The 20,404-nt window shown below is 47.8% G+C and carries 16 protein-coding genes; 10 read left to right on the plus strand and 6 right to left on the minus strand.

Annotated elements, in window-relative coordinates; translation table 11 throughout:
• Nucleotides 1-115 precede the first annotated feature (115 nt).
• From L3V30_RS10770 to L3V30_RS10790, 5 genes are read left to right on the plus strand one after another with little or no spacing between them, the layout of a single operon-like run.
• Nucleotides 116-1,327, plus strand: coding sequence for a hypothetical protein (locus L3V30_RS10770; RefSeq protein ID WP_109169277.1), 1,212 nt, complete (start codon nt 116-118; stop codon nt 1,325-1,327).
• Nucleotides 1,324-3,156 carry an IucA/IucC family protein gene (locus L3V30_RS10775; protein WP_237308893.1) on the plus strand — a complete coding sequence of 611 codons (1,833 nt, stop codon included), beginning with the start codon at nt 1,324-1,326 and terminating at the stop codon, nt 3,154-3,156. The genes L3V30_RS10770 and L3V30_RS10775 overlap by 4 nt, the downstream gene beginning before the upstream one ends.
• Before the next feature lie 6 nt (nt 3,157-3,162).
• Complete coding sequence (locus L3V30_RS10780; protein WP_237308894.1) at nt 3,163-4,368, plus strand: MFS transporter; 1,206 nt, start codon at nt 3,163-3,165, stop codon at nt 4,366-4,368.
• Nucleotides 4,340-6,169 carry an IucA/IucC family protein gene (locus L3V30_RS10785; RefSeq protein ID WP_237308895.1) on the plus strand — a complete coding sequence of 610 codons (1,830 nt, stop codon included), beginning with the start codon at nt 4,340-4,342 and terminating at the stop codon, nt 6,167-6,169. The genes L3V30_RS10780 and L3V30_RS10785 overlap by 29 nt, the downstream gene beginning before the upstream one ends.
• Nucleotides 6,162-7,364: a type III PLP-dependent enzyme gene (locus L3V30_RS10790; protein WP_237308896.1), complete on the plus strand. Its 1,203-nt coding sequence runs from the start codon at nt 6,162-6,164 to the stop codon at nt 7,362-7,364. The genes L3V30_RS10785 and L3V30_RS10790 overlap by 8 nt, the downstream gene beginning before the upstream one ends.
• 73 nt (nt 7,365-7,437) lie before the next feature.
• Here the strand turns inward: L3V30_RS10790 and L3V30_RS10795 are convergent, their stop codons facing one another.
• From L3V30_RS10795 to L3V30_RS10805, 3 genes are read right to left on the minus strand one after another with little or no spacing between them, the layout of a single operon-like run.
• Nucleotides 7,438-8,682, minus strand: coding sequence for an ABC transporter substrate-binding protein (locus tag L3V30_RS10795; RefSeq protein WP_237308897.1), 1,245 nt, complete (start codon nt 8,680-8,682; stop codon nt 7,438-7,440).
• A gap of 2 nt (nt 8,683-8,684) precedes the next feature.
• A complete protein-coding gene (locus L3V30_RS10800; RefSeq protein ID WP_237308898.1) occupies nt 8,685-10,115 on the minus strand; it encodes an ATP-binding protein in 1,431 nt (476 codons plus the stop codon).
• Complete coding sequence (locus L3V30_RS10805; RefSeq protein ID WP_237308899.1) at nt 10,105-10,812, minus strand: response regulator transcription factor; 708 nt, start codon at nt 10,810-10,812, stop codon at nt 10,105-10,107. Before L3V30_RS10805 ends, L3V30_RS10800 begins: the two co-directional genes overlap by 11 nt.
• A 253-nt stretch (nt 10,813-11,065) precedes the next feature.
• Here L3V30_RS10805 and ptsG point away from each other — a divergent pair, with 253 nt between their 5' ends.
• On the plus strand, nt 11,066-12,508 hold the full coding sequence (gene ptsG, locus L3V30_RS10810; protein ID WP_237308900.1) for a glucose-specific PTS transporter subunit IIBC: 1,443 nt from the start codon (nt 11,066-11,068) through the stop codon (nt 12,506-12,508).
• 95 nt (nt 12,509-12,603) lie between these two features.
• Here the strand turns inward: ptsG and L3V30_RS10815 are convergent, their stop codons facing one another.
• The gene (locus L3V30_RS10815; RefSeq protein WP_005383492.1) at nt 12,604-13,050 is read right to left on the minus strand and encodes a DUF302 domain-containing protein; all 447 of its coding nucleotides are present in this window, start codon (nt 13,048-13,050) and stop codon (nt 12,604-12,606) included.
• Nucleotides 13,051-13,277: 227 nt separating this feature from the next.
• Here L3V30_RS10815 and L3V30_RS10820 point away from each other — a divergent pair, with 227 nt between their 5' ends.
• From L3V30_RS10820 to L3V30_RS10830, 3 genes are all read left to right on the plus strand, one after another.
• Nucleotides 13,278-15,269 carry a U32 family peptidase gene (locus L3V30_RS10820; protein ID WP_237308901.1) on the plus strand — a complete coding sequence of 664 codons (1,992 nt, stop codon included), beginning with the start codon at nt 13,278-13,280 and terminating at the stop codon, nt 15,267-15,269.
• Nucleotides 15,270-15,421: 152 nt separating this feature from the next.
• Complete coding sequence (locus tag L3V30_RS10825; RefSeq protein ID WP_047009674.1) at nt 15,422-16,066, plus strand: class I SAM-dependent methyltransferase; 645 nt, start codon at nt 15,422-15,424, stop codon at nt 16,064-16,066.
• Nucleotides 16,056-16,940 (plus strand): hypothetical protein, encoded by an 885-nt coding sequence (locus L3V30_RS10830; RefSeq protein ID WP_237308902.1) that lies wholly within the window; start codon nt 16,056-16,058, stop codon nt 16,938-16,940. Before L3V30_RS10825 ends, L3V30_RS10830 begins: the two co-directional genes overlap by 11 nt.
• 20 nt (nt 16,941-16,960) lie before the next feature.
• Here L3V30_RS10830 and L3V30_RS10835 read toward each other — a convergent pair whose 3' ends face one another.
• Both L3V30_RS10835 and L3V30_RS10840 read right to left on the minus strand, forming a co-directional pair.
• Nucleotides 16,961-17,962 carry a glycosyltransferase family 2 protein gene (locus tag L3V30_RS10835; protein ID WP_005395558.1) on the minus strand — a complete coding sequence of 334 codons (1,002 nt, stop codon included), beginning with the start codon at nt 17,960-17,962 and terminating at the stop codon, nt 16,961-16,963.
• Between the two features lie 39 nt (nt 17,963-18,001).
• Nucleotides 18,002-19,723, minus strand: coding sequence for a glycosyltransferase family 39 protein (locus L3V30_RS10840; protein WP_237308903.1), 1,722 nt, complete (start codon nt 19,721-19,723; stop codon nt 18,002-18,004).
• A gap of 304 nt (nt 19,724-20,027) precedes the next feature.
• Between L3V30_RS10840 and L3V30_RS10845 the strand changes: the two genes are divergently transcribed.
• Nucleotides 20,028-20,273, plus strand: a complete 246-nt coding sequence (locus L3V30_RS10845) for a DUF3297 family protein (protein ID WP_005374689.1) — start codon at nt 20,028-20,030, stop codon at nt 20,271-20,273.
• The last annotated feature ends 131 nt before the right edge of the window (nt 20,274-20,404 follow it).

Genomic DNA, 20,404 nt, shown 5'->3' on the forward strand with positions numbered 1-20,404 from the left:
TAATAACAATAAACACTAAAACTTCTGCCCTCCGTCTCGCGAGAGGCACATTGGAAGACGACCGTGAGCGACTTTATCAACGTTAGAAGAAAATGTTAGAAAATTAGGAAAGCTCATGAAATCTACGATGATTATCGTAAGTCATGTCGTTAACGATGCAGTCACTCACGGCTTCGTGCCTGCAGCTAAAGCGATGGACCTTCACGTCGTTCTTATCACCGACCATAAGCTCAGCCATTTAGAGCTGGCGAGTCGTGATAGTCACTTTAATCCGGATACCATTCTAGAATGTGATGTCTTCAACCCATTAGAACTCATCGAAACCATCACGGAGCATGAATTAAAGCCAGACGCTATTTTCAGCAATAGTGATCACTTACAAACTTCCACCGCCATCTGCGCGCAATTTTTTGGCCTCCCATCCAAAGATTGGTCTGTCACGTTAAAAGCCAAAAACAAACACTTAACTCGACAAGTGTTAAATGAAAAAGCCCTACCCAACACACAAAGCTGTTTGCTGCACCGCCATTCGAATGTGGCATTAGGCATGGCCTTTCCTGTCGTGGCAAAACCCAAAGAAGGCGTGGCAAGTTTAGATGTGCAGCGCTGTGACTCCCAAAGCGAGCTCGACGCATACTGCGATGCGTTTTGGCAAAAACACCCAAACGCCGCCATTCTGGTGGAGCAATTCCTTCAAGGGCCGTTGGTTACGCTAGAAACTTTAGGAGATGGTGAGCGCCTTATCGCCGTGGGCGGTTTTGATGTGTCGCTCTCTGAGCCGCCTTACTTTATCGAAACGGCCGCAGACTGGAACGGACCAAACGGCATTGCTCACCGAGAAGCTTGCGTGGCTCAACTGAAAGCGTTTGGCGTTGGTTTTGGTGTTTGCCACAGCGAATTTATTATCACTGAAAACGGCCCAGTCCTAGTGGAAATTAACTACCGCAGCATTGGAGATGGTCGCGAATTCTTGCTCAACAATCTCGCTCACTTCGGTTGGTTTAGCACAATTTTAGGTCTGCATTTAGGCCGAAGATTGGACGGCGATTACCAAATTCATGGCTCAGCACACGTGCACTATGTGGTTGCGGAACACAGTGGTGTGATTGATGGAGATTCGACCTCCTTCATCCAACACGATGACGATATCATCACCCAGCAACAGGTACTAAAAACCGCTGGAGAACACTTCCAACAGAGTTATTCCAATAAGGATTATCTCGCCCGAATTTCGATTGTCTCACCATCAGGGCGAAACCTCGACCAAGCGCTGCAGAACGCGCTTAGCAATTTCGATCTAGCTCCGACTCGCGAGGTGGCAGCATGAATGACAACGCTTTGTATCTAACGCAACGATTGATCGACACTTGCTTACGCGAAGATATGTTTGGCATTTTGTCAAAAGCCAAGTTCAGTAGCGACGCGCCAAAAGGGGTAATTGTTCCTCAAGACGAGCAAGTCTGGCTGATATTTGCCAACTCTGATTTCACGTTGTATTTACCCGTTGCGCCAACGTATTACATGCAGCACTGGCGCTACGGTCACGCCAATGACGAAACACCGCAAGGTTGGTGGGTGGAGAAAAATGGCCAAGTCGAGCATCAACAACATTACAAAGAGTGGATTGCGCTACTAACGACACTGGCGCATGAGAGCTCTCACGAATTGTTGGCGGGGTACCTTCAAGAACTGGGATGCGCAGAGAAACACAAAGCACTGTGTGACCAAGCGTTTCGTCACCACGCCGACCACATTTCTCAACCAATATCCGAGCTTGGTTCTTGGCATCAAAAACTGCTGCTTGCCGACCAGATCGCTTCTTACCTTGACCACCCGTACTACCCAACTGCGCGGGCGAAGTTTGGTCTGAGCGATGAAGACCTTGCTAAGTACGCGCCCGAGTTCGCACAAAGCTTTGCTCTGCATTGGATTGCGATTGAAAAATCACTGGTGACATTAACCAGCGAACAACCAGATTGCTGGCCGACGATGGAGCAAGTTGGGCTTCCTGCTGATTTTGCACTGAGCCACGTACTGTTCCCTGCGCATCCGCTCACCCTTCGCTCTTTAGAAGCCTTACCCGAAGGCATGATAGAAGCGCCGTTTACGTACCTAGACGTGACGCCAACGCTTTCCGTTCGTACTGTGGTAGTCAACGACGCACCGCATATTCACATCAAAGTTCCGCTGATCATGCGATCGCTAGGTACGAAAAACATTCGCTTAATCAAGCCTTCAACACTGTATGACGGCCACTGGTTTGAACGTCTACTCAGCCACCTTGAACAAACGGACGCAGACTTAAACACTCGCTTGTTCCATTGCAACGAAAAACACGGTGGGCACGTCGGCGAGGATAAAACCTTCGCGTACATCGTACGTGAGTACCCACTTACTCATTGCGAAGACAAAGCGTTAGTTCCGGTTGCAGCACTGGCAAGCCCAATGCCTGACGACCGCTTGTTCTTAGAACATTTGGCAGAGCAATACTATAAACAAGATACGCTGGCGTGGTTCCAAGATTATGTCGACCTTCTTTGCCAAGTACACCTCACCTTGTGGCTTCGTTATGGCATCGCATTGGAGTCCAACCAGCAAAATGCCATCGTTTCATTTGATCAACAGGGCAAAATGACGCTCGCGATGAAAGACAACGACGCGGCGCGAATTTGGCCAGAGCGCTTCCACTTTGCAACAGAGCATGCTGCTCAAAACCACGGCGCAGAAACACTTCCAGTGGATTGCGATGAACTGCTCGACCAACGCATCAAAGTCGACAATGAATTGGCGCTCGGTCAGATGTTTACCACCATCACATTACAATTGGATATCGCAGCGATTGTAGAAGCTATGGCAGCGAAGGGCATTGCCTCTTCAGCATCGCTTTACGCCATCGTGGCCAAAAGCATTGCTGAGCAACTCAACCGATTGGAAGGCGAAGGGTTAGAAACAAAACTGGCACGCGAGTTACTGCAAGAGGCGCCTGATTTGTACGCCAAGTACTTGTTGAGCTCTGGCAGTTTGCTCTCGAAAGAAGCCTCCGGCGCGAGTGACATCAATAAATTCTATGGTTTGTCGGCTCCGAACTTCTTACTGCTTTCTAGCGAAGAAGCGCAGCGCGCCTACTTAGAAGCCATCAAAAAAAGCGTACGTTAAACGATTATGACCAAACTCATCTACAGTGTGTTGTTGTGCCACTTTATCGCTGCGTTTGCCGCGTTAGGTATGCCGCTATTTCTACCCGTCGTATTGCCAACGTTAGGCGCAAGCATTGATGCGGACTGGGCAGGGGTATTGTTTATCCTACCTACGTTTTGTACTGCGTTGGCGGCGCGATTTTGGGGCAACTTTGCCGATCGCTACGGTCGCCGCCGCTCACTCTTGCGTGCGCAACTTGGCCTTGCAGCAGGGTTTGCGCTGTGCGGCTTGGCAGACAACCTCGCCATGTTTGTGTTTGGTCTTATTGTTCAAGGAACCTTTGGTGGCACCATGGCTGCCTCGAACAGCTACTTATCTAGTCAAATTAAAGAAGCCAAAACACTCGGCAAGTCACTCAATAAAACCCAACTATCTGCTCGCTTGGCGCTGATCGTTGCGCCCATTGGGCTCGGCTGGAGCTTGTCAGAGACCAACCCGCTCAACGCGTACCTTTGGTTATGCGTTTTGCCTTTAATTGCTATGGGCATCACGCTAACACTGCCTGAGGATAAACCCGCCGAACAAAACCTCGAAAAGCCAAACTCAGAATCTCAGCAAGAACAACCTGTTGCACAGAAAAACGCAATGCATGCTATTCGTTGGATCTTCTTTGCTCAGTTCGGGTTTGCTTTTTCCATGGTAGTGACCTTTCCTTATTTCTCGCCATTTGTGCAGCAATATGGCATCACTAACCACGCATGGATCGGTTTTTTGTACGCACTGCCGCATGGCATCTATCTGTTGCTGGCAGGCAAAATCCACGTGTTGTCAGATGGGCTGAATCGCCATCAACCGCTGCGCACGTTGTGGCTCGGGTTTGCATTGCTTGCCGTGAGCTCTGCCTTGCATTTGATTGCGTCCGAAACCGCACTCATTGCTGCGAGAATTATCTTCGGCATCGCGATGGTGTGTTGCTATCACGGATTGCATCAGCATCTTGCGAGCAATCTGGATCGCAAACTCAGTGGCAAAGTATTTTCTCGCTTTGATGCCATGTCCAAATGGGGTGGCGTGGCAGCGGGATTTTGCGCTTCTTTCATTTCTAGCTTGGGGCTACTTGAGGTTCCTTTCCTACTTTCTGCGATAGTCAGCGTAATCACCTTGATCGCGCTGGTTCTCCATTCAAAATTTGGAAATCAACATGTTACAAACTCAATCCTCTCAGACTAGCGAGTTGCGCGCGCATGATGTGCAGCTCAATCGGGAGAAGGCCCAACTCAACACGATAATGGGTGTTCTTAATTGTTACTTACGTGAATTTGCGCTACCGAATCAACAAGTGGAATGGCACTACCAATCGACATCGCTACCCCAAACGTTAAAACGCAACTATTCCGCCAAGCAGCGGGTAGCCGTTCATCTTTCTCAACAAAATGGCGTGCTGGTTTTGCCGATTCACTACGCGAGCAAACTGGGCAAAATCAAATTGGCAGAACTGCCTTGGGCGAAAATGCCGGGATCTGGTTGGGCAAAATTGGATGCCACGCAAACTCTTACGCTTTTGCTTAACTATCTCAAGCAGGTATTGGCGATCCCGTTTAACCATAAGCTGATCGAACAACTGGAAAATAGCGTGCTGGTTACCGAGCAGTTTCTCAACGTCGCGCCCAAATCGCATCACAACGAATTTATCGCTTCGGAACAGTCTCTGATTTGGGGTCATACTTTCCATCCGACCCCAAAAAGTCGTTCGGGCGTCACCATGGATGATCTCTTGGCGTTTTCTCCAGAAGTCGGCGCGCAAGTCCCGCTATACTGGTTTGAAGTGGATACGTCCTTACTTGATGTGCTGAGTTCCGACGGAGAAGCTAACCCTGCGCAGCGCATGCTACAACAGCTCGCGCCACAACACACCACCAGCAATGAGAAGACCCTCTACCCTTGCCATCCTTGGGAAAGCTACACCATTTTGAGCAACCCAAGCGTGAAGCGTGCCATTGAGCAAGGCAAGATCACACCACTGGGTTTAGGTGGTGAAAAGATGCAGCCGACCTCTTCAGTTCGTACCCTCTACCACCCAGACATGGATTGGTTTGCGAAATTCTCCATCAACGTACGATTAACCAATTGCGTGCGCAAAAACGCGTGGTACGAACTCGACAGCGCCGTGCAGCTCACGTCGATTCTCAAACCAATTAGAGAAAACGAACGACTGCACAACCCCGTATTTAAAGTGATGACAGAGCCTTACGCCACCACATTGAATCTAGAAAGTGTCGCTGAGCGTAATTGGGATGACAACACCAAAGCGCGCGAATCGTTTGGGATTTTGTATCGCGAAAATTTCTCGTTGAGCGAAGTCGATATCTTAAAACCAACCCTCGCTGGCGCTCTGTTTGCTTACGACAAAAACGGCAACAGTTGCATTGCTCAACGCCTTAAAAACAAAGCGCGTACTACGCAAAATCGCTATTCCGACATCGCGACACTGTGGTTTGAACGCTATTTGCATGGCCTAATTCCGGGTGTGTTTAACTACTACTTCAAACACGGTGTGGCGTTTGAGCCGCATTTGCAAAACACCTTGATTGGCTTTGAGCAAGAGATGCCGTGTTGTGTTTGGATTCGTGATTTGGAAGGCACTAAATTACTGCCGGAGTTCTGGCCAGCAGAAACATTAACTGATTTGTCTGAACGCGCGCGACAATCAGTTTACTACAGTCGCGAACAAGGCTGGAATCGCATCGGATACTGCACCTTTATCAACAACATCAGCGAAGCGATTTTCTTCATCGCAGAAGGTGATGAGCCACTAGAGCAAACGCTGTGGAATGCGGTGCAAAGTGCCATTGTGCGTTGGCAATCCGTGAATGGAAAACAGCCGGAACTAGAAGCGTTGCTGAATGGCGGTCACTTCCCAAGCAAAAATAATTTCACCACGCGTTTGATGCAAAAAGCCGATAAGGAGTCGGGCTATACCCAAGTCGCCGCGCCTTGGCAGCAACACGAAAAAGGAGCGCAACATGTCTAATTTACTCTCTCTACCGACACGCGTTAGCCAGCAAGTTCACACGCTCGCACAGCAGCAAAATCAACCCTTGTGCGCGTACTTGTATGACCTAAACGCCTTAGAAGAACACATCAAACAACTGCGTCACGTTTTGCCGAAAAATGTCGAGCTATTTTACGCGGCCAAAGCCAATCCATCGGGCCCGATTCTTAAAACGCTCGCGCCGTATGTCGATGGTTTTGAAGCGGCGTCTGGCGGGGAGCTGGCACACCTCCACCAGCAACAACTCGATAAGCCATTGATCTTCGGCGGCCCGGGGAAAATGCCAAGTGAATTGCAACAAGCGATTGAGCTTGATGTTGATGCAATTCATGTCGAAAGCCTCACCGAGCTGCAACGCATTGGAGCACTAACCGAGCGCCTCAACCGCCCTGCTTCGATCTTTTTGCGTATGAACATCGATATTGGCGACATCACGCTCAGCAAGTTGGCGATGGGCGGCAAGCCAACTCCTTTTGGTTTGGACGAGTCCGAACTGAGTAATGCTTTGATGTTGCTGCGCGATTTCCCGCAAGTGTCACTCAAAGGCTTCCATTTTCACTTGATGTCGCATCAGCTCGATGTTGAGCGTCACTTAGCGTTAATGCAGCGCTATTTCCAAGTCGTAAAAGCGTGGCAACAGGAGTTCGAACTCGGTGAGCTAATGATCAACTTGGGCGGCGGCATGGGCATCAACTACCAAAACCCTGAGCAACACTTTCCGTGGATGGAGTTTTGCGACAAGTTGGAATTCCTCATCGCTAAAGAGCAAGTGCAAGATTGGACACTGCGTTTTGAATGCGGACGGTTCATCACAGCGGCATGCGGTTATTACGTGATGGAAGTGCTGGATATTAAGCAAAATCTTGGCGAAAACTTTGTCATCGCACGCGGAGGAACTCACCACTTCCGCACGCCAGCAGCGCAGAGCCATGATCATCCATTCGTCATCCTGAAAAACGAGCAACACCATGAAATTTCTCATCCAATTCAGCATGCACAAGCAACTTTTGTCGGCCAGCTTTGTACGCCCAAAGATGTGCTGGCACGCAATCAACACGTCGCCCACGTCGATATTGGTGATTATGTTGTGTTTACCTTAGCAGGCGCCTATGCGTGGAACATCTCCCATCAAAACTTCTTGATGCATGAACCGCCGATCTTCCACTATTTCTAAACGGCATACTTCGCTTCACTCAAGCCCCAATCATTGGGGCTTTTTTATTCCACTCGGCACAAATTAATTGCCATTAACCGCTTTGCGAAATAGCAATAACGCGTTTAATCAGCTCATCGGGTTCCATCTTGGGATTGCGATAAAAACGGAATATTTCCGAGTTTATCGCTTGCTGAGCAACCGGATTGACCGCCATCGAATCAATCATACTCGGTACTGCGAGGTTGTGTTTTACGCCGTAGTGAAAGTCTTGATATGACTGGACCTGACACGGATTGAAATCGCTGATGTCGATATCGGTACGTACCGGAATCGAGCCTTTTACCTTATTGAACTTAGCTTGAAACTCGACGTCTGCCAGCGCGCTTGCGGTTTGCTGAGCCGCCTCGGCAGAAAACGACTTGCTCGACATAAACACCAAACTGTCCATGTTGTAGAGGAATACACCATCGCTGTCCGGCGTTGGGTAACAGCCGACCTCTTGCGGAACTGAGACTTGATTGGCGAGCAGCTCACCCAAAATCCAATCACCGCCGATTTGAAACAGCGCCTGACCGTCGGCTAGCGCTTGGGTCGCCGTATCCCACTTACTGTCAGGCAATTGGTTGTCGATCAACAAACTCAGACGGCGAAATTGCGTCAGCGCTTGGCGCAGAGTATCGCTGTCGATGCTGTCTCGCTCAAGTTTAACCATTGCATTGGTGTAGAACTCAACGCCGCCAGTGGAGATCACTAAGTTCTCGAAAAGTTGGGCGACTTGCCACGGCTGCTCACCGACCGCTATTGGCACGATGCCATTTTGCTTAGCAAGCTCCATGGCGGCGAACATCTCTTGCCAGTTTTTCGGCGCGGAGAGATTCAGTTGTTTCAGCAGCTTGTGGTTGACCCACAGCCAGTTCAAACGGTGCAGCGTAAGTGGCAGGGCGATATAGCCGCTTTGTGTTTTATTGATTTCGATAGACAGCGGGTAGAGCACCTCGTCCCAGCGCTGCTCATCCGCTACTGCGTTGACGTTGTGCAAAATACCGATGGCATCCCACGCTTTAATACTTGGCCCTTCGATTTGCGCGAAGCTCGGTGGATTGCCCGCCAGCGCGCGAGCTTGCAGTACCGTCATCGCGCTGTCACCACCACCGCCTAACACCGGGCTTTGCAGCAGCTCAATATCGTGCCGTTGTAGCTGAGCTTTGAGTGTTTGCAGCGCTTGCTGTTCGCCGTCAGAAGTCCACCAATGTAAAAACTCTACCCCTTGTGGCGACTCAGCGTGAGCGACGCAAGGGGCGAGCAACAGTGGGAACAAGAATGCCAGTTTGTTCATAGTCAGTCTCTCGGGAAAGTCAGTGTGGCGCAGAGGCCGCCAAACTGAGAATGGCTCAGCAACAAGTTGCCGCCATGAGCCTTTGCAATGCTCTGTGAAATGGTTAACCCCAGCCCACTGCCTTCTCTATCGTTGCTAGCGCGGAAGTATGGCTGGCAGAGCTTTTCAAGTAATAAATCGTCAACACCGTCACCGTGATCTTCAATTTCAATCCGGATCGACTCTGGGCTTTCACTCAGCGTAATGTCCGCTTGATGGCCGTATTTGAGCGCGTTATCGACCAGATTCTGAATGCAGCGCTTAATTGCTAACGGTTTACCAGCAAAGTGGGTGCGGATTTCGCCGTGGATGCGAATTGTGCCCGGCGCATCGGCGATATTGGCGGAAATGTGCTGAATCAGTTGGGTGAAATTGATCGGCTCAATTTCCTCGTGGATATCGGTCTCTTTAATGCATTGCAATGCGCCTTTGACCATCAAGTCTAGGTCGTTACTCAGGCGGATAAAGCGTTCTCGGTCGGCGTCGTCATCCAGCATTTCCGCCCGTAGTTTTAGGCAGGCAATCGGCGTTTTCAGATCGTGAGAGATGGCGCTGAACAGCATCTCGCGGTCTTTAATGTGGCTGTCGATGCGTCGATTCATTTTGTTAAACGCACGTACCGCCGCTTTCAGTTCGTTACTGCCGCGCTCAGACACTTCGGGCACGTCTAATCGGCTCGACATCAGGGTTGCGGCTTTTGCCAGCTCTCGAATTGGTTGAATTTCTTTGCGAACGATAAACCAGGTACACAGCAACAGCATTAGCGCGGACAGCAATAGCGTCAGCCATTGGCGCAGCTCAAAATAGTTAGTCTCTAGGTTGATGTAAGGCGCAGGCAGCACCGCCGCGAGATAAAACCATTCGTTCTGCGCGACTTCGACCTGCATCACCAGAATGGGCGGATTGAGGTCACCAAACGACAGCGAATAATGCGCCCACAATAGCGGCAGTTCGTCGATAGGTAGCTCGTTGTTGAACACTTTGAGTTTGTCGCGCTGGGTGAACTCCACCTCGATATTAGGAATGCCGCTCAGCTCGCTTTCTAATACCTCGCGAACTTGGTTGATGACCAACGTTTTGCGCTCGCTCTCTGGCAGCGGGTCGACGTCAATCTGGTGATTGTTGAGTGAGACGAAAAAGCGCGTACCACCCATGTTGCGTAGTTGATTGAGCACCAAGTGGCGATATTCCGAAGGGAGGGTTTGAAAGAAGGCGATGGTGGAAGAAGCGCTCAGTGCTAAGCTCTTGACCGTGGTGGTCAGGCCTTCTTTATCGCGTTCACTGGCGTGTTGATACCAGATAATCCCGGATAATACCTGCGCCAGAATGATCACCAGCAACAAGAACACACTGGTGCGAACGACCAGTGAGCCCGTCCAGCGTTTAATTCTCATAATGCACGTCCGTGGTCAGCATGTAGCCTTTATTGCGCACCGTTAGGATCAGCGAGCGGTCTTTATCTTCAAGGTGATGACGCAAGCGGCTGATCTGCACGTCAATACCGCGTTCAAACGGCTCAGCATCACGTCCCCAGATCTCGCGTGCAATGTCATCGCGAGACAATATTGATTGCGCGTGGTTGACGAACAAACCGAGCAGCGACAAATCCGCACCACTAAGTTGCTTGACCTCGCGGCTAGCAACGTGGGTCAGTTGCCGGGTTACGGTATCTAACAACCAACCGTCAAAACGCACTTTACGCGTCAGTTTGCTGTTGGTGGTCGATTGGCTGCGTCTCAGAATGGTTTTGATGCGCGCGAGCAGTTCGCGCGGACTGAATGATTTGGTGATGTAGTCGTCAGCGCCCATTTCGAGCCCTGCGACTCGGTCGGCTTCTTCAGTGACGGCGGTCAGCATGATGATCGGGATATCGGAGTTTTTGCGCAGTTTCTGGCACAAGGTAAAGCCGTCTTCACCGGGCATCATAATATCGAGGATGATCAAATCAGGATGGTGATCGTTGAGCAGTTGCCACATCACGCCGCCGTTTTCTGCGCAAAGCACTTCAAACCCTGCGCGACCAAGGTAATCTGACAACGCTTCGCGAAGGTCGAGGTTGTCATCGACGACCAGTATCTGCTTGTTTTCCATCCTACTTTCCCTGTGTCCGTCCCTGAGTTTGGCGCTGGCCAATATGATGCATTCTTAAACGCCCATGCACAATCGAGCCGATTACAATTTTCACTTCTCGGTGTAAGAGATTTGTAAGCGGCCACTTACAAACTGATTGCCTTTTGTAACCTTAGGCGCCGCCTTGCTCGCTATGATCATCCTGACCTTACGTGAAACAACATGACCTGAAGGAATCAGGTCCTACAACACTGGCATTCGTCAGGAGGAAACCATGTTTGCAAGTATATTTGGACAACTACAAAAAATAGGGCGGTCGTTGATGCTGCCTGTGGCGGTGTTACCGGTGGCTGGCTTGATGCTGGGTATTGGTAACGCGGGGTTTGCGTTTATTCCAGACGCGGTCAACAAAGTGATGCTCGCAGCCGGTGAAGGCGTGTTCGGCAACATGCAGTTGATGTTTGCGGTCGGTGTAGCGCTCGGGTTATCAAAAGGCAATGACGGTGCGGCTGCGCTCGCTGGCTTAGTTGGCCTAATTATTATGAACGCCTCGCTCGGTATCGTGACTGGTCTGCGCGGCTTAGAAACTGACGCCACCATCATGGGCGTTGAGACGCTGCAAACCGGGGTGTTTGGCGGCATCTTTATCGGTGCGGTCGCGGCAATCATGTACAACCGCTTCTACAACATCAAACTGCCGGAATACTTGGGCTTCTTCGCGGGTAAGCGATTTGTGCCCATTGTCACTGGTTTATCGGCGATCGTCGTTGGTGCGATTCTCGCGTTTGCATGGCCACCTGTCGGACAACTTCTTGATGCATTCTCTCACTGGGCCGCGTACCAAAACCCGGTACTCGCGTGGGCGGTTTACGGCGCGGGCGAACGTTCTTTACTCCCAGTTGGTTTGCACCACATCTGGAATGCGCCGTTCTTCTTTGAAGTCGGCAGCTACATAGATCCAGAAACAGGCAAAGAGTTTACCGGTGAGCTCACTCGCTTCTTCGCAGGCGACAAAACTGCGGGTTATCTGTCTGGTGGCTTTATGTACTCCATGTGGGCACTACCGGCAGCGGCACTGGCGATTTACCACTGCGCGTCTCCAGAGCGTAAGAAAATCGTCGGCGGTTTGATGCTATCAGCTGCGTTTACCTCTTGGTTAACTGGTATCACAGAGCCAATCGAATTTACCTTCTTATTCGTCGCGCCAGTGCTGTACGTAATCCATATTTTCCTCACCGGTATTGCGTTTGCGATCACCGCATTTTTGGAAATCAAACACAGTACGGACTTTGCGCACGGTGCGATTCAGTTCTTCCTTTACTACCCAATGTCGACCAACGCGTGGATGTTCATCATCATCGGTCCAATCTGGGCGACGTTGTACTACGGCTTGTTCCGCTTCCTAATTGTGAAGTTGGATCTAAAAACGCCGGGTCGCGAAACCGACATTGCAGAAGTGAAGATCGCCGGACAACCTGATGAAATTGCGGTGGATGTAGTGGCTGCATTGGGCGGCAAAGCCAATATTAAGTCAGTCGATGCGTGTATCACCCGTCTGCGTGTCTCAGTAAAAGACATTGCCAACGTTGATGTTACTAAGCTAAAAGCGCTCGGCGCGCGAGATGTGTTAGTGATTGGCGACAGTTTACAAGCGATTTTCGGTACGCAGTCTGACTCAATTAAGTCAGAAGTGCACAGCGTACTCGCCACCTCCTGATCTTACCTCCCCCAATCTAGGTAAGATTTGCCAACCTCCTTGTGAGGTTGGCTTTTTCGTTTTCGGAGTAAAAAAAGCGAAGCCAATAACCAGCCCTACTTCGCCGCCGCGTTGGTTAAATTGCCCAGCACGCCGCTGATTTTGTTCAATACCTCGTCGCAGCCTTCAATATGATGGCGCTGTTTTAAATACATCGGATCGTTGTAAGCTAACCACGTTTTGCCTTCAGCATCTTCATACACCAACACTTTTTGGGGTAAATCGAGCGCCACTTCCTGCGCACAGATCATCAGTGGCGTGCCCACTTTAGGGTTTCCAAACACGATAACTTCGGTTGGTCGCAACGTCATATCGACTTTCGTGGCATTCTCTTGATGGTTAATGCGCGCAAAGACGTTCAACCCTTTTTCTTGCGCGATAGCGACAAATTTATCCGCCGTATCTTTTGCTGAATGCGTGCTCGCAACGGTTACCACACCCTCACCAGCCAACGCACTCAATGACGTCAACGCCACGACCAACCCGATGATTACTTTTTTCATTTGTCGTCCCTTCCTCTCTCTGAGTCGAAAACTAGATATAGAAAAACCAAGTGTCGGAAAACTATAGAAGTCAGATCCCACTATCGCGAATTGCACTCTACCCACTCAAGAGTCGACCGTGTAACACGGATTAATTGATTCAGATTAATAAAGCGTTAACTAGCTGAGCATCAAAAGCGTGAAATACGTAACATTTGCCGCCTATTTTAGTAAGAAAGAGAAAAGTAGTGACACGCGATCAATTTGAGTTATTAGCACCCGGTGGTGATTTAGATTCCATCAAAGCCGCCATTGCCGCTGGCGCCGATGCAATTTACTGTGGGCTCGACCGCTTTAATGCTCGTAACCGAGCGACCAACCTCACCTTGGATAACTTAAATGGCGTGTTAACGTTAGCCCACCAGCACAGCTGTAAGATTTTCCTAACGTTGAATGTGCTGATTTTAGAAAGTGAAATTCCGGCGATTGTTCGCTTACTCAGCCAACTGAACACCACCAAAATCGATGGCGTGATCGTGCAAGATCTCGGTCTGGCCTACATTCTCAAACATCACTTTCCCGATTTGGATGTGCACGCTTCAACGCAATTAAACACGCATAACGAAGGCCAGATCCTCTTTCTCAACCAGCTCACCGCAAGCCGAGTAAACTTATCTCGCGAACTTAACATCGATGAAATAAAACATCTGGCGCAATTTGGTCGCGAGCACAACGTAATGATGGAAGTGTTTGTCCACGGCTCATACTGCATCGGATTCTCCGGAATTTGCTACATCAGTTCCGCTCGCAATGGCGCATCAGGAAACCGTGGACGCTGCAGTCAACCTTGTCGCGAACAGTACGAAACGACCAAAACGGACAACAACTACCCACTCAATATGAAAGACAACTCCGCCTTTGGGGACTTGGAAGCGCTTGCCGATGCTGGAGTGTATTCTTTAAAAGTAGAAGGGCGAATCAAGAAATCGCACTACGTCTATACCGTGGTCGACAATTGGCGTCAGCAAATCGATCGCTTGTGCGAGGGTTTGGAACTCTCTGAAGACACCACCGAGTTATACACGGTGTTCAACCGTGATTTCTCCAACGCATTTTTGCAAGGTGATTTCGGCAAGGCGATGTACATCGACAACCCGCGCGACCACGCTGTAAAACATTTTTCGAAGGTTTATCAATGCCAGTCTGCTGATGATGTGCAAGCGGTGAAAAAGAAACTCTACGACGACAAAACCGCGATCATTGAGAAAGTGGCTGAGCAAACTAAGTCGTTCGATGTCGCTTCGACACAAGTATCCGGCAGCAGCTTGAAAGGGTCGATTGATGTGCCAACTCTGCCAGCGTTACCTCAACCAGAACCTCGCCAGGGTGCACCAAAATTATCGGTTCTGATCTCGTCAGCACAAGAAGCCATGCTGTGCGAATACCACGACGTTGATGTTTACTATCAATTGCCAATGGGATTGTCTGGTGAACTGAGCGCGATGATAGAATTGTTCCAAGCCAACCCAATGCTCAAACCTTGGTTTCCTGCCATTTTGATTGGCGAAGACTACCAAGCCGCGCGCGTATTTTTGGAAACCATCCAACCTGAGTTGTTGATCACCAACAACTCAGGCGTCGGCATGATCGCAAAAGAGCTCGGCTTAGGCTGGGTGGCAGGCCCACAAATAAACACGGTGAACTCATACGCGTTTAAATGCCTTCAAGATGAGTTCGCGGCAAGTGGCGCATTTGTTTCTAACGAGCTGAATATGAAGCAGATGCGCCATATCAAGCGTCCGCAAAACATGCGCAGCTTCTACAGCATTTATCATCCAAATACCCTACTCACGAGCCGCCAATGTTTGTTCCAACAAACCGAAGGATGCCGTAAGGTGAAGGTCAACAAAGGTTGTTTGAAACGCTGTGATAAACGCACGTCTATCATCAACTTAAAAGACAATCCTTACGTGGTGCAAAAACAGAAAGGCAGCCACAATTCGATCTACAGCGAACACAACGTCTTAAACCTGCAAGTGCTGCACGATCTGCCTCAATTATTTACCGATGTGTTGATCGATCTGCGTGATATCCAGACCGAAACGAAAGTCTCAGCAAGCAAACCTGAGTTGATTGACGCGTTCTTAGCTCTACTTGAAGAACACAGCGAACAAACCGTCCAAACGCTGAATGCCATGATTCAACCAACAGCCAACGCGCAGTATTTAAAGGGGTTGTAGAATTTTTCTAACGAGGCAAACAAAACAATAAATTATCCTACACTCTACTAGAGGGAAGCGTAACGCTTTGTAAGTCAGATGGTTGGCTGAAGAACATAGTTCATCAATAGAAGAACTCCCTGGACATTTGAGATAATTTATTTGAGTACGCCATGAAAATATCTAAAGGTATCGAAGAGCAGGGAATCCCTGTCGGAAACTATTACGACAAATACAATACTCAGAACCCCATCGCCAGAAAAATGATGAGCAATTTCGATCATCATTTATCGCAACTGGTCGATATGGTCACACCAAAGTCGATACACGAGATCGGCTGCGGAGAAGGAGTCTGGGCACTTAAATGGCATCAACAAGGGATCCGTGTAAAAGGGAGTGACTTCTCCCAACAAGTGATTCAACTAGCAAGAGACAATGCCCAAGCACACAACTTGGAAGACATTTTGTTTGAACAAAAAAGTGTGTATGACGTTGCTAGAAAGACTGATTCTGCTGACCTTGTTGTTTGTTGTGAGGTCTTGGAACACTTGGAGCATCCCGAGCAAGCACTAGCAACATTGCAAGATCTCGATACTGACTATTACATTTTTAGTGTGCCAAGAGAGCCGTTGTGGTGTGCGTTAAACATGGCAAGAGGTAAATATTTAAACAGTTGGGGCAATACTCCCGGACATATCCAACACTGGTCCAAGAATGCCTTTCTGACTTTGCTCAAGCAGCACTTTGAGATTCTCGAAGTACGCTCTCCCATTCCTTGGACCATGGTTTTATGCCAGCGTGTGAATCATGAAACATAATAAGAGTAAATTCATATTACGCTGGGTTGGGCGAATCATTACTATTTTTTCCATCGCCTTTGTATTAATCAAGCTCTCTACATACTCGCAGCAACTGAATATTAACGATATTCCCTCTTACTCCTATCTGGTATTTATTTTTTGCATAGGCCTCTACGCCTTTGGCAATTATGTTCTTTCTATGGCGTGGCGACTTTTAGTCGCGAACAGTGAATATACTCTGTCTGCATCAACTGCCATTTGGGTGTTTGGCGGATCTCAAATTGCTAAGTATCTGCCTGGAAACATTTTCCAATTCGCTAGCCGACAAGTAATTGGCGTACAACACGGAATTAAAAATAATGTATTACTGAAATCGACCTTATGGGAAATAGGGTTGATGGGTATTGCGGCTGGTTCGTTTGGCGTCTTTCTGCTAAATGAGTACTTCCCTAATTTAATGGGGTACGAGATGACTTTATTCGCTGGACTTATCGTGAGCACCGGATCAATATTAAGCTTGATAGCCAGTCGCAATTACCTAAAAGCTTGTGGGCTTTATCTCTGCTTTTTTTTGGTATCGGGCGGCATTTTCTCACTCATATTTTTTACGCTAAACGACAATCCAACTCCAACTTTAGAGACATTTTTACAAACATCTTGTTACTTCATCATCGCATGGTTAATAGGGTTTGCCACCCCAGGTTCTCCTGCAGGGTTGGGTGTCCGAGAGGCTGTTTTAATCACACTTCTAGATTCGCCGAGTATTGAAGATACACTCTTAGTTGCCGTCCTTGTTTCCAGAATCGTCACGGTTCTAGGGGATATGTTGTTCTTCGCTATCTCGAGTTTATTTAGGCCTAAGCAAGCCGTATCAAATAACTCACTTCTTTAAAGTATCGAGGTAACTCGCTATTACTCTCCAGATCGTTTTCGCTTGGTTTCAAACTGATAAGTGGGCAACTTTTCCTGATGCTCCAGCTTTTCTTCCAATACCTCAATTCGGTGCAATACTTTTTCGGTCAGCTTTCGATTGAACCCTATTAGATCGGCCACCAACCCCATCAATAAAGTGATGAAACCCAAGATAAGTAGCGTTGACCCCAAGACCAATGACTGAATATGGCCATCTCCCGCTCCATTTAAAAAGAAATACAGGAATCGCATAATGGGAATCACACCACAAATCATCGCCACCGAGCCAATAAACAAAAACACTTGCAGAGGTCGATACATGGTATAAACCCTGACCAAGGTAGAGAGCGACATTTTTAGAAACTGCGGAATGCTCTTAAACAGACGGGACTCTCGCGTTTTTTCATTAGTTCGGATTGGCACCGAAACCACACCAATCCTTTTTGCACTTGCTTGAATCAACATTTCTATTGTGTAGCTAAAATCCGATACGATATTAAGTTGTTGTGCCGCACTTCTCGATATTGCGCGAAAACCACTCACAGCATCTTTAACATCCAATCCCGTCGCTTTGGCAATAATAAAGCTCCCCGACACTTGTAAACATCGTTTAAATACAGAGAAATGTGTATTGCTATACCCTCCTCGGTCACCAACAACAATTTCTGCTTTGTGCTCGATAATAGGCTTAACCAAGTGCGGAATATCGGCCCCATTATATTGATTATCACCATCGGTGTTCACAATGATATCAGCATGAAGACGAAGGCACTCCTCAATCCCTCTTCGAAATGAGTAAGCAAGCCCCTTATTGCCCTGGTTAGTAATAATGTGCTCAACACCACACTTGCGTGCGACTTCTGAAGTACCATCCGTAGAACCATCATCGATGATTAGAATCTCTATCTTAGCGATACCATCAACGCGCTTTGGTATTGAGCGAATAACATCAGCAATATTGTCCGCTTCGTTAAAGCACGGAATTTGAACAATTAACTTCATGCTTGCTCCTCATGTTCTGAATCAACATTACTGTGCGTATTAGAAGCCGGTAAATAACCTCTGCTTCTCTTCAAGATTGCGAGGTCGGTACAGGTTATCTCCCCAACGCAGAACGACTTTACCTGGCTCTTTCGACACTAATTCATAGACCCCCCGCGCCAAGTACCGTGCTTGACCTGCCAACCAAACCTTGCCATTAATCAGAAGACTATTGCTAGCTTCAAGCGTATATACGCCCTCGATGTTGACCTTAACTTCCCGACTAAGAGAGTTGGGCGTCAGTTCAAACGTCTTTCCTGCAACATACAGATGCGACCAATGATGAATGTAGTTCTGCCTTAACGCTTGAATATCTTGCCTTAATAGCCCTTTATCGGTTTTGTCAGGGCCAAACACATCTAAATAGTGCGAATTAACCAGTACAAAAGCCGGATTGTCTTGCTCTATAGCATTGCGAATAACGGGGATGTTTCTCGCAATATAATCTTCGTAACCCCACGTACTCATGAAAAAACCTTGTTTTGAAAAAGTCGGAACCATGGAGCATCGATCAATATAAGCAACAGGCTGAGGAAAGATTTTATGAACTTCATCAAGAAACTGACGCTGGTAGGCCAAGTTGCTTTTTATCGGTAAAACAAAACCATTCACCATAATGGATACCGCAAACAAGCAAGGAACAATAAAATTAAAAAATTGTGCAACTCTTGCGTTAGTGAAATTCTGGATACCAACCCAAGCCACAGCAAATAAAGCACTCACTGGAGCAAGCATAAAAGCGTAATAGTATGGGAAAGCGTTGCGATAAAAGAGCAAAGTGAAGAGTAATAAACTTAGGCACAAAAACTTAATCGATGACTCCCGGCTTAATAGCTTTTGCGAAAAACACGCATAAACAGCAGTACCAATACCAATGAAAAGAGCTAACCAATACCATGAGTTCGTCGAAACTGAATGAACAAAGTAAAACAATCGAGGAAAAAGCTCGCGCTGGTTTAGTGTCTTATCCGCAGCACCGAACATCGTTCCTGCATCACCAACCGAACTCGCTCCATGTATAGAAAAGTAATGCCAACTGTATAGCATCGCAAAGGCAACCAGTATTGCGACTCCATACATGAGAACTTGCCTAAAATAACGCTTACGATTTCGCGACCAATAAAGCGAGGTTAAAACTATGCCTGTAAAAGTTGGGATATACAGAGCGGTCTTTAAAGTGACGAGCAAGGCGACAGCCGTAAGGACACCAGCAAGAATGGATACACGCCAAGAAAATGTTGCACTAAACACATAATACAGCGCCGCCATGATCATACATGTCGCGATAGGATCAGTACGAAAACTGGCCCCCATACGAACATTATAAGCAAGAGAAAAATAGGCAAGCACCGCAAAAAGTGCCGCCGATTTGCTGCAGTACAATCGACATAACTTGTATAGATAAAATCCCGTGAGTAATTGAAAGAACACCATAACGACTCTCGCCACAATGATCTGGTCAACATCGTTATCTGATACACCACTCAGCCAAGTAAAGAAGTGAATGTGAAAGGTTTGGAAACTATTAATCACCTCGCCGTTAATAAACCGATGCACAAAAGATAGGTAATAAAACTCGTCCCAATTTACTTCGTAATTAAACGCAACAAAAAACCGAGCGATTACAGCTACTACGATTAGAATACAAAGAAAAATAGAAGTGCTAGAGGTAGTATCTCTATCCGATAAATGACGTTTATTAACCTGTTCAACAGTCTCCATTCACCCTTCCTTGTTAATCGTTTCTCGACTAGTGGCCTGCTCTGAGACATTAAGTTGTATGAATAAGGTTAGAACCGCCAGTAATGAGTATAGTCATGATTCAAAACCAAATAAGGGGTGGCAGGAGAAGTTTCGAGAGCAAAACACCTTTGAGCAACGAGGCCGTGCTTTTATTCCACACTTTGAAAGCGGGAAACTTTGCATTATTTCAAAAGGCTTTAGTATTAAGTCTCTCAACATATCTTGAACACTCACAGTGCACTGACTACAATGGCGCACTTTTTACGGAATTTAGGTCACAAACATGACAGATACAGCTAAACCAGCTCTACCAGATCGCCTAGCGGGTAACCCACGTAGCCCATTCTTCATCAAAGAATGCTTCGAGCACCAAATCGGTATTCGTATCAACGGCCAAGAGCGTACTGACGTAGAAGAATACTGCATCAGCGAAGGTTGGGTAAAAATTGCTTCTCCTAAAGCAAAAGACCGTTTCGGTAACCCAATGCTAATCAAGCTTAAAGGCGAAGTTGAAGCGTACTACGTGTAAGCTGACCACGCTGAATGTATTTGAAAGCTCGAGTTTGACTCGGGCTTTTTTAATGTCTGTTATATCCCTTTCCCGTTTAATCTATTCCCTCTTATTTTCAGTACAAGTTATTAAGAAATCGATGTAAATTG

Source organism: Vibrio sp. A1-1 (genome assembly GCF_021728175.1).
GTDB lineage: Bacteria > Pseudomonadota > Gammaproteobacteria > Enterobacterales > Vibrionaceae > Vibrio > Vibrio diabolicus.

Excerpts from the sequence above, each read along its gene's own strand:
- L3V30_RS10775 (WP_237308893.1), top strand. The coding sequence starts at position 1,324 with ATGAATGACAACGCTTTGTATCTAACGCAACGATTGATCGACACTTGC.
- L3V30_RS10805 (WP_237308899.1), bottom strand. The coding sequence starts at position 10,812 with ATGGAAAACAAGCAGATACTGGTCGTCGATGACAACCTCGACCTTCGC.
- L3V30_RS10835 (WP_005395558.1), bottom strand. The coding sequence starts at position 17,962 with ATGAAGTTAATTGTTCAAATTCCGTGCTTTAACGAAGCGGACAATATT.
- L3V30_RS10845 (WP_005374689.1), top strand. The coding sequence starts at position 20,028 with ATGACAGATACAGCTAAACCAGCTCTACCAGATCGCCTAGCGGGTAAC.
- L3V30_RS10800 (WP_237308898.1), bottom strand. The coding sequence starts at position 10,115 with ATGAGAATTAAACGCTGGACGGGCTCACTGGTCGTTCGCACCAGTGTG.
- L3V30_RS10790 (WP_237308896.1), top strand. The coding sequence starts at position 6,162 with ATGTCTAATTTACTCTCTCTACCGACACGCGTTAGCCAGCAAGTTCAC.
- L3V30_RS10825 (WP_047009674.1), top strand. The coding sequence starts at position 15,422 with ATGAAAATATCTAAAGGTATCGAAGAGCAGGGAATCCCTGTCGGAAAC.
- L3V30_RS10780 (WP_237308894.1), top strand. The coding sequence starts at position 3,163 with ATGACCAAACTCATCTACAGTGTGTTGTTGTGCCACTTTATCGCTGCG.
- L3V30_RS10815 (WP_005383492.1), bottom strand. The coding sequence starts at position 13,050 with ATGAAAAAAGTAATCATCGGGTTGGTCGTGGCGTTGACGTCATTGAGT.
- L3V30_RS10770 (WP_109169277.1), top strand. The coding sequence starts at position 116 with ATGAAATCTACGATGATTATCGTAAGTCATGTCGTTAACGATGCAGTC.
- L3V30_RS10830 (WP_237308902.1), top strand. The coding sequence starts at position 16,056 with ATGAAACATAATAAGAGTAAATTCATATTACGCTGGGTTGGGCGAATC.
- L3V30_RS10795 (WP_237308897.1), bottom strand. The coding sequence starts at position 8,682 with ATGAACAAACTGGCATTCTTGTTCCCACTGTTGCTCGCCCCTTGCGTC.
- L3V30_RS10785 (WP_237308895.1), top strand. The coding sequence starts at position 4,340 with ATGTTACAAACTCAATCCTCTCAGACTAGCGAGTTGCGCGCGCATGAT.
- L3V30_RS10840 (WP_237308903.1), bottom strand. The coding sequence starts at position 19,723 with ATGGAGACTGTTGAACAGGTTAATAAACGTCATTTATCGGATAGAGAT.
- ptsG (WP_237308900.1), top strand. The coding sequence starts at position 11,066 with ATGTTTGCAAGTATATTTGGACAACTACAAAAAATAGGGCGGTCGTTG.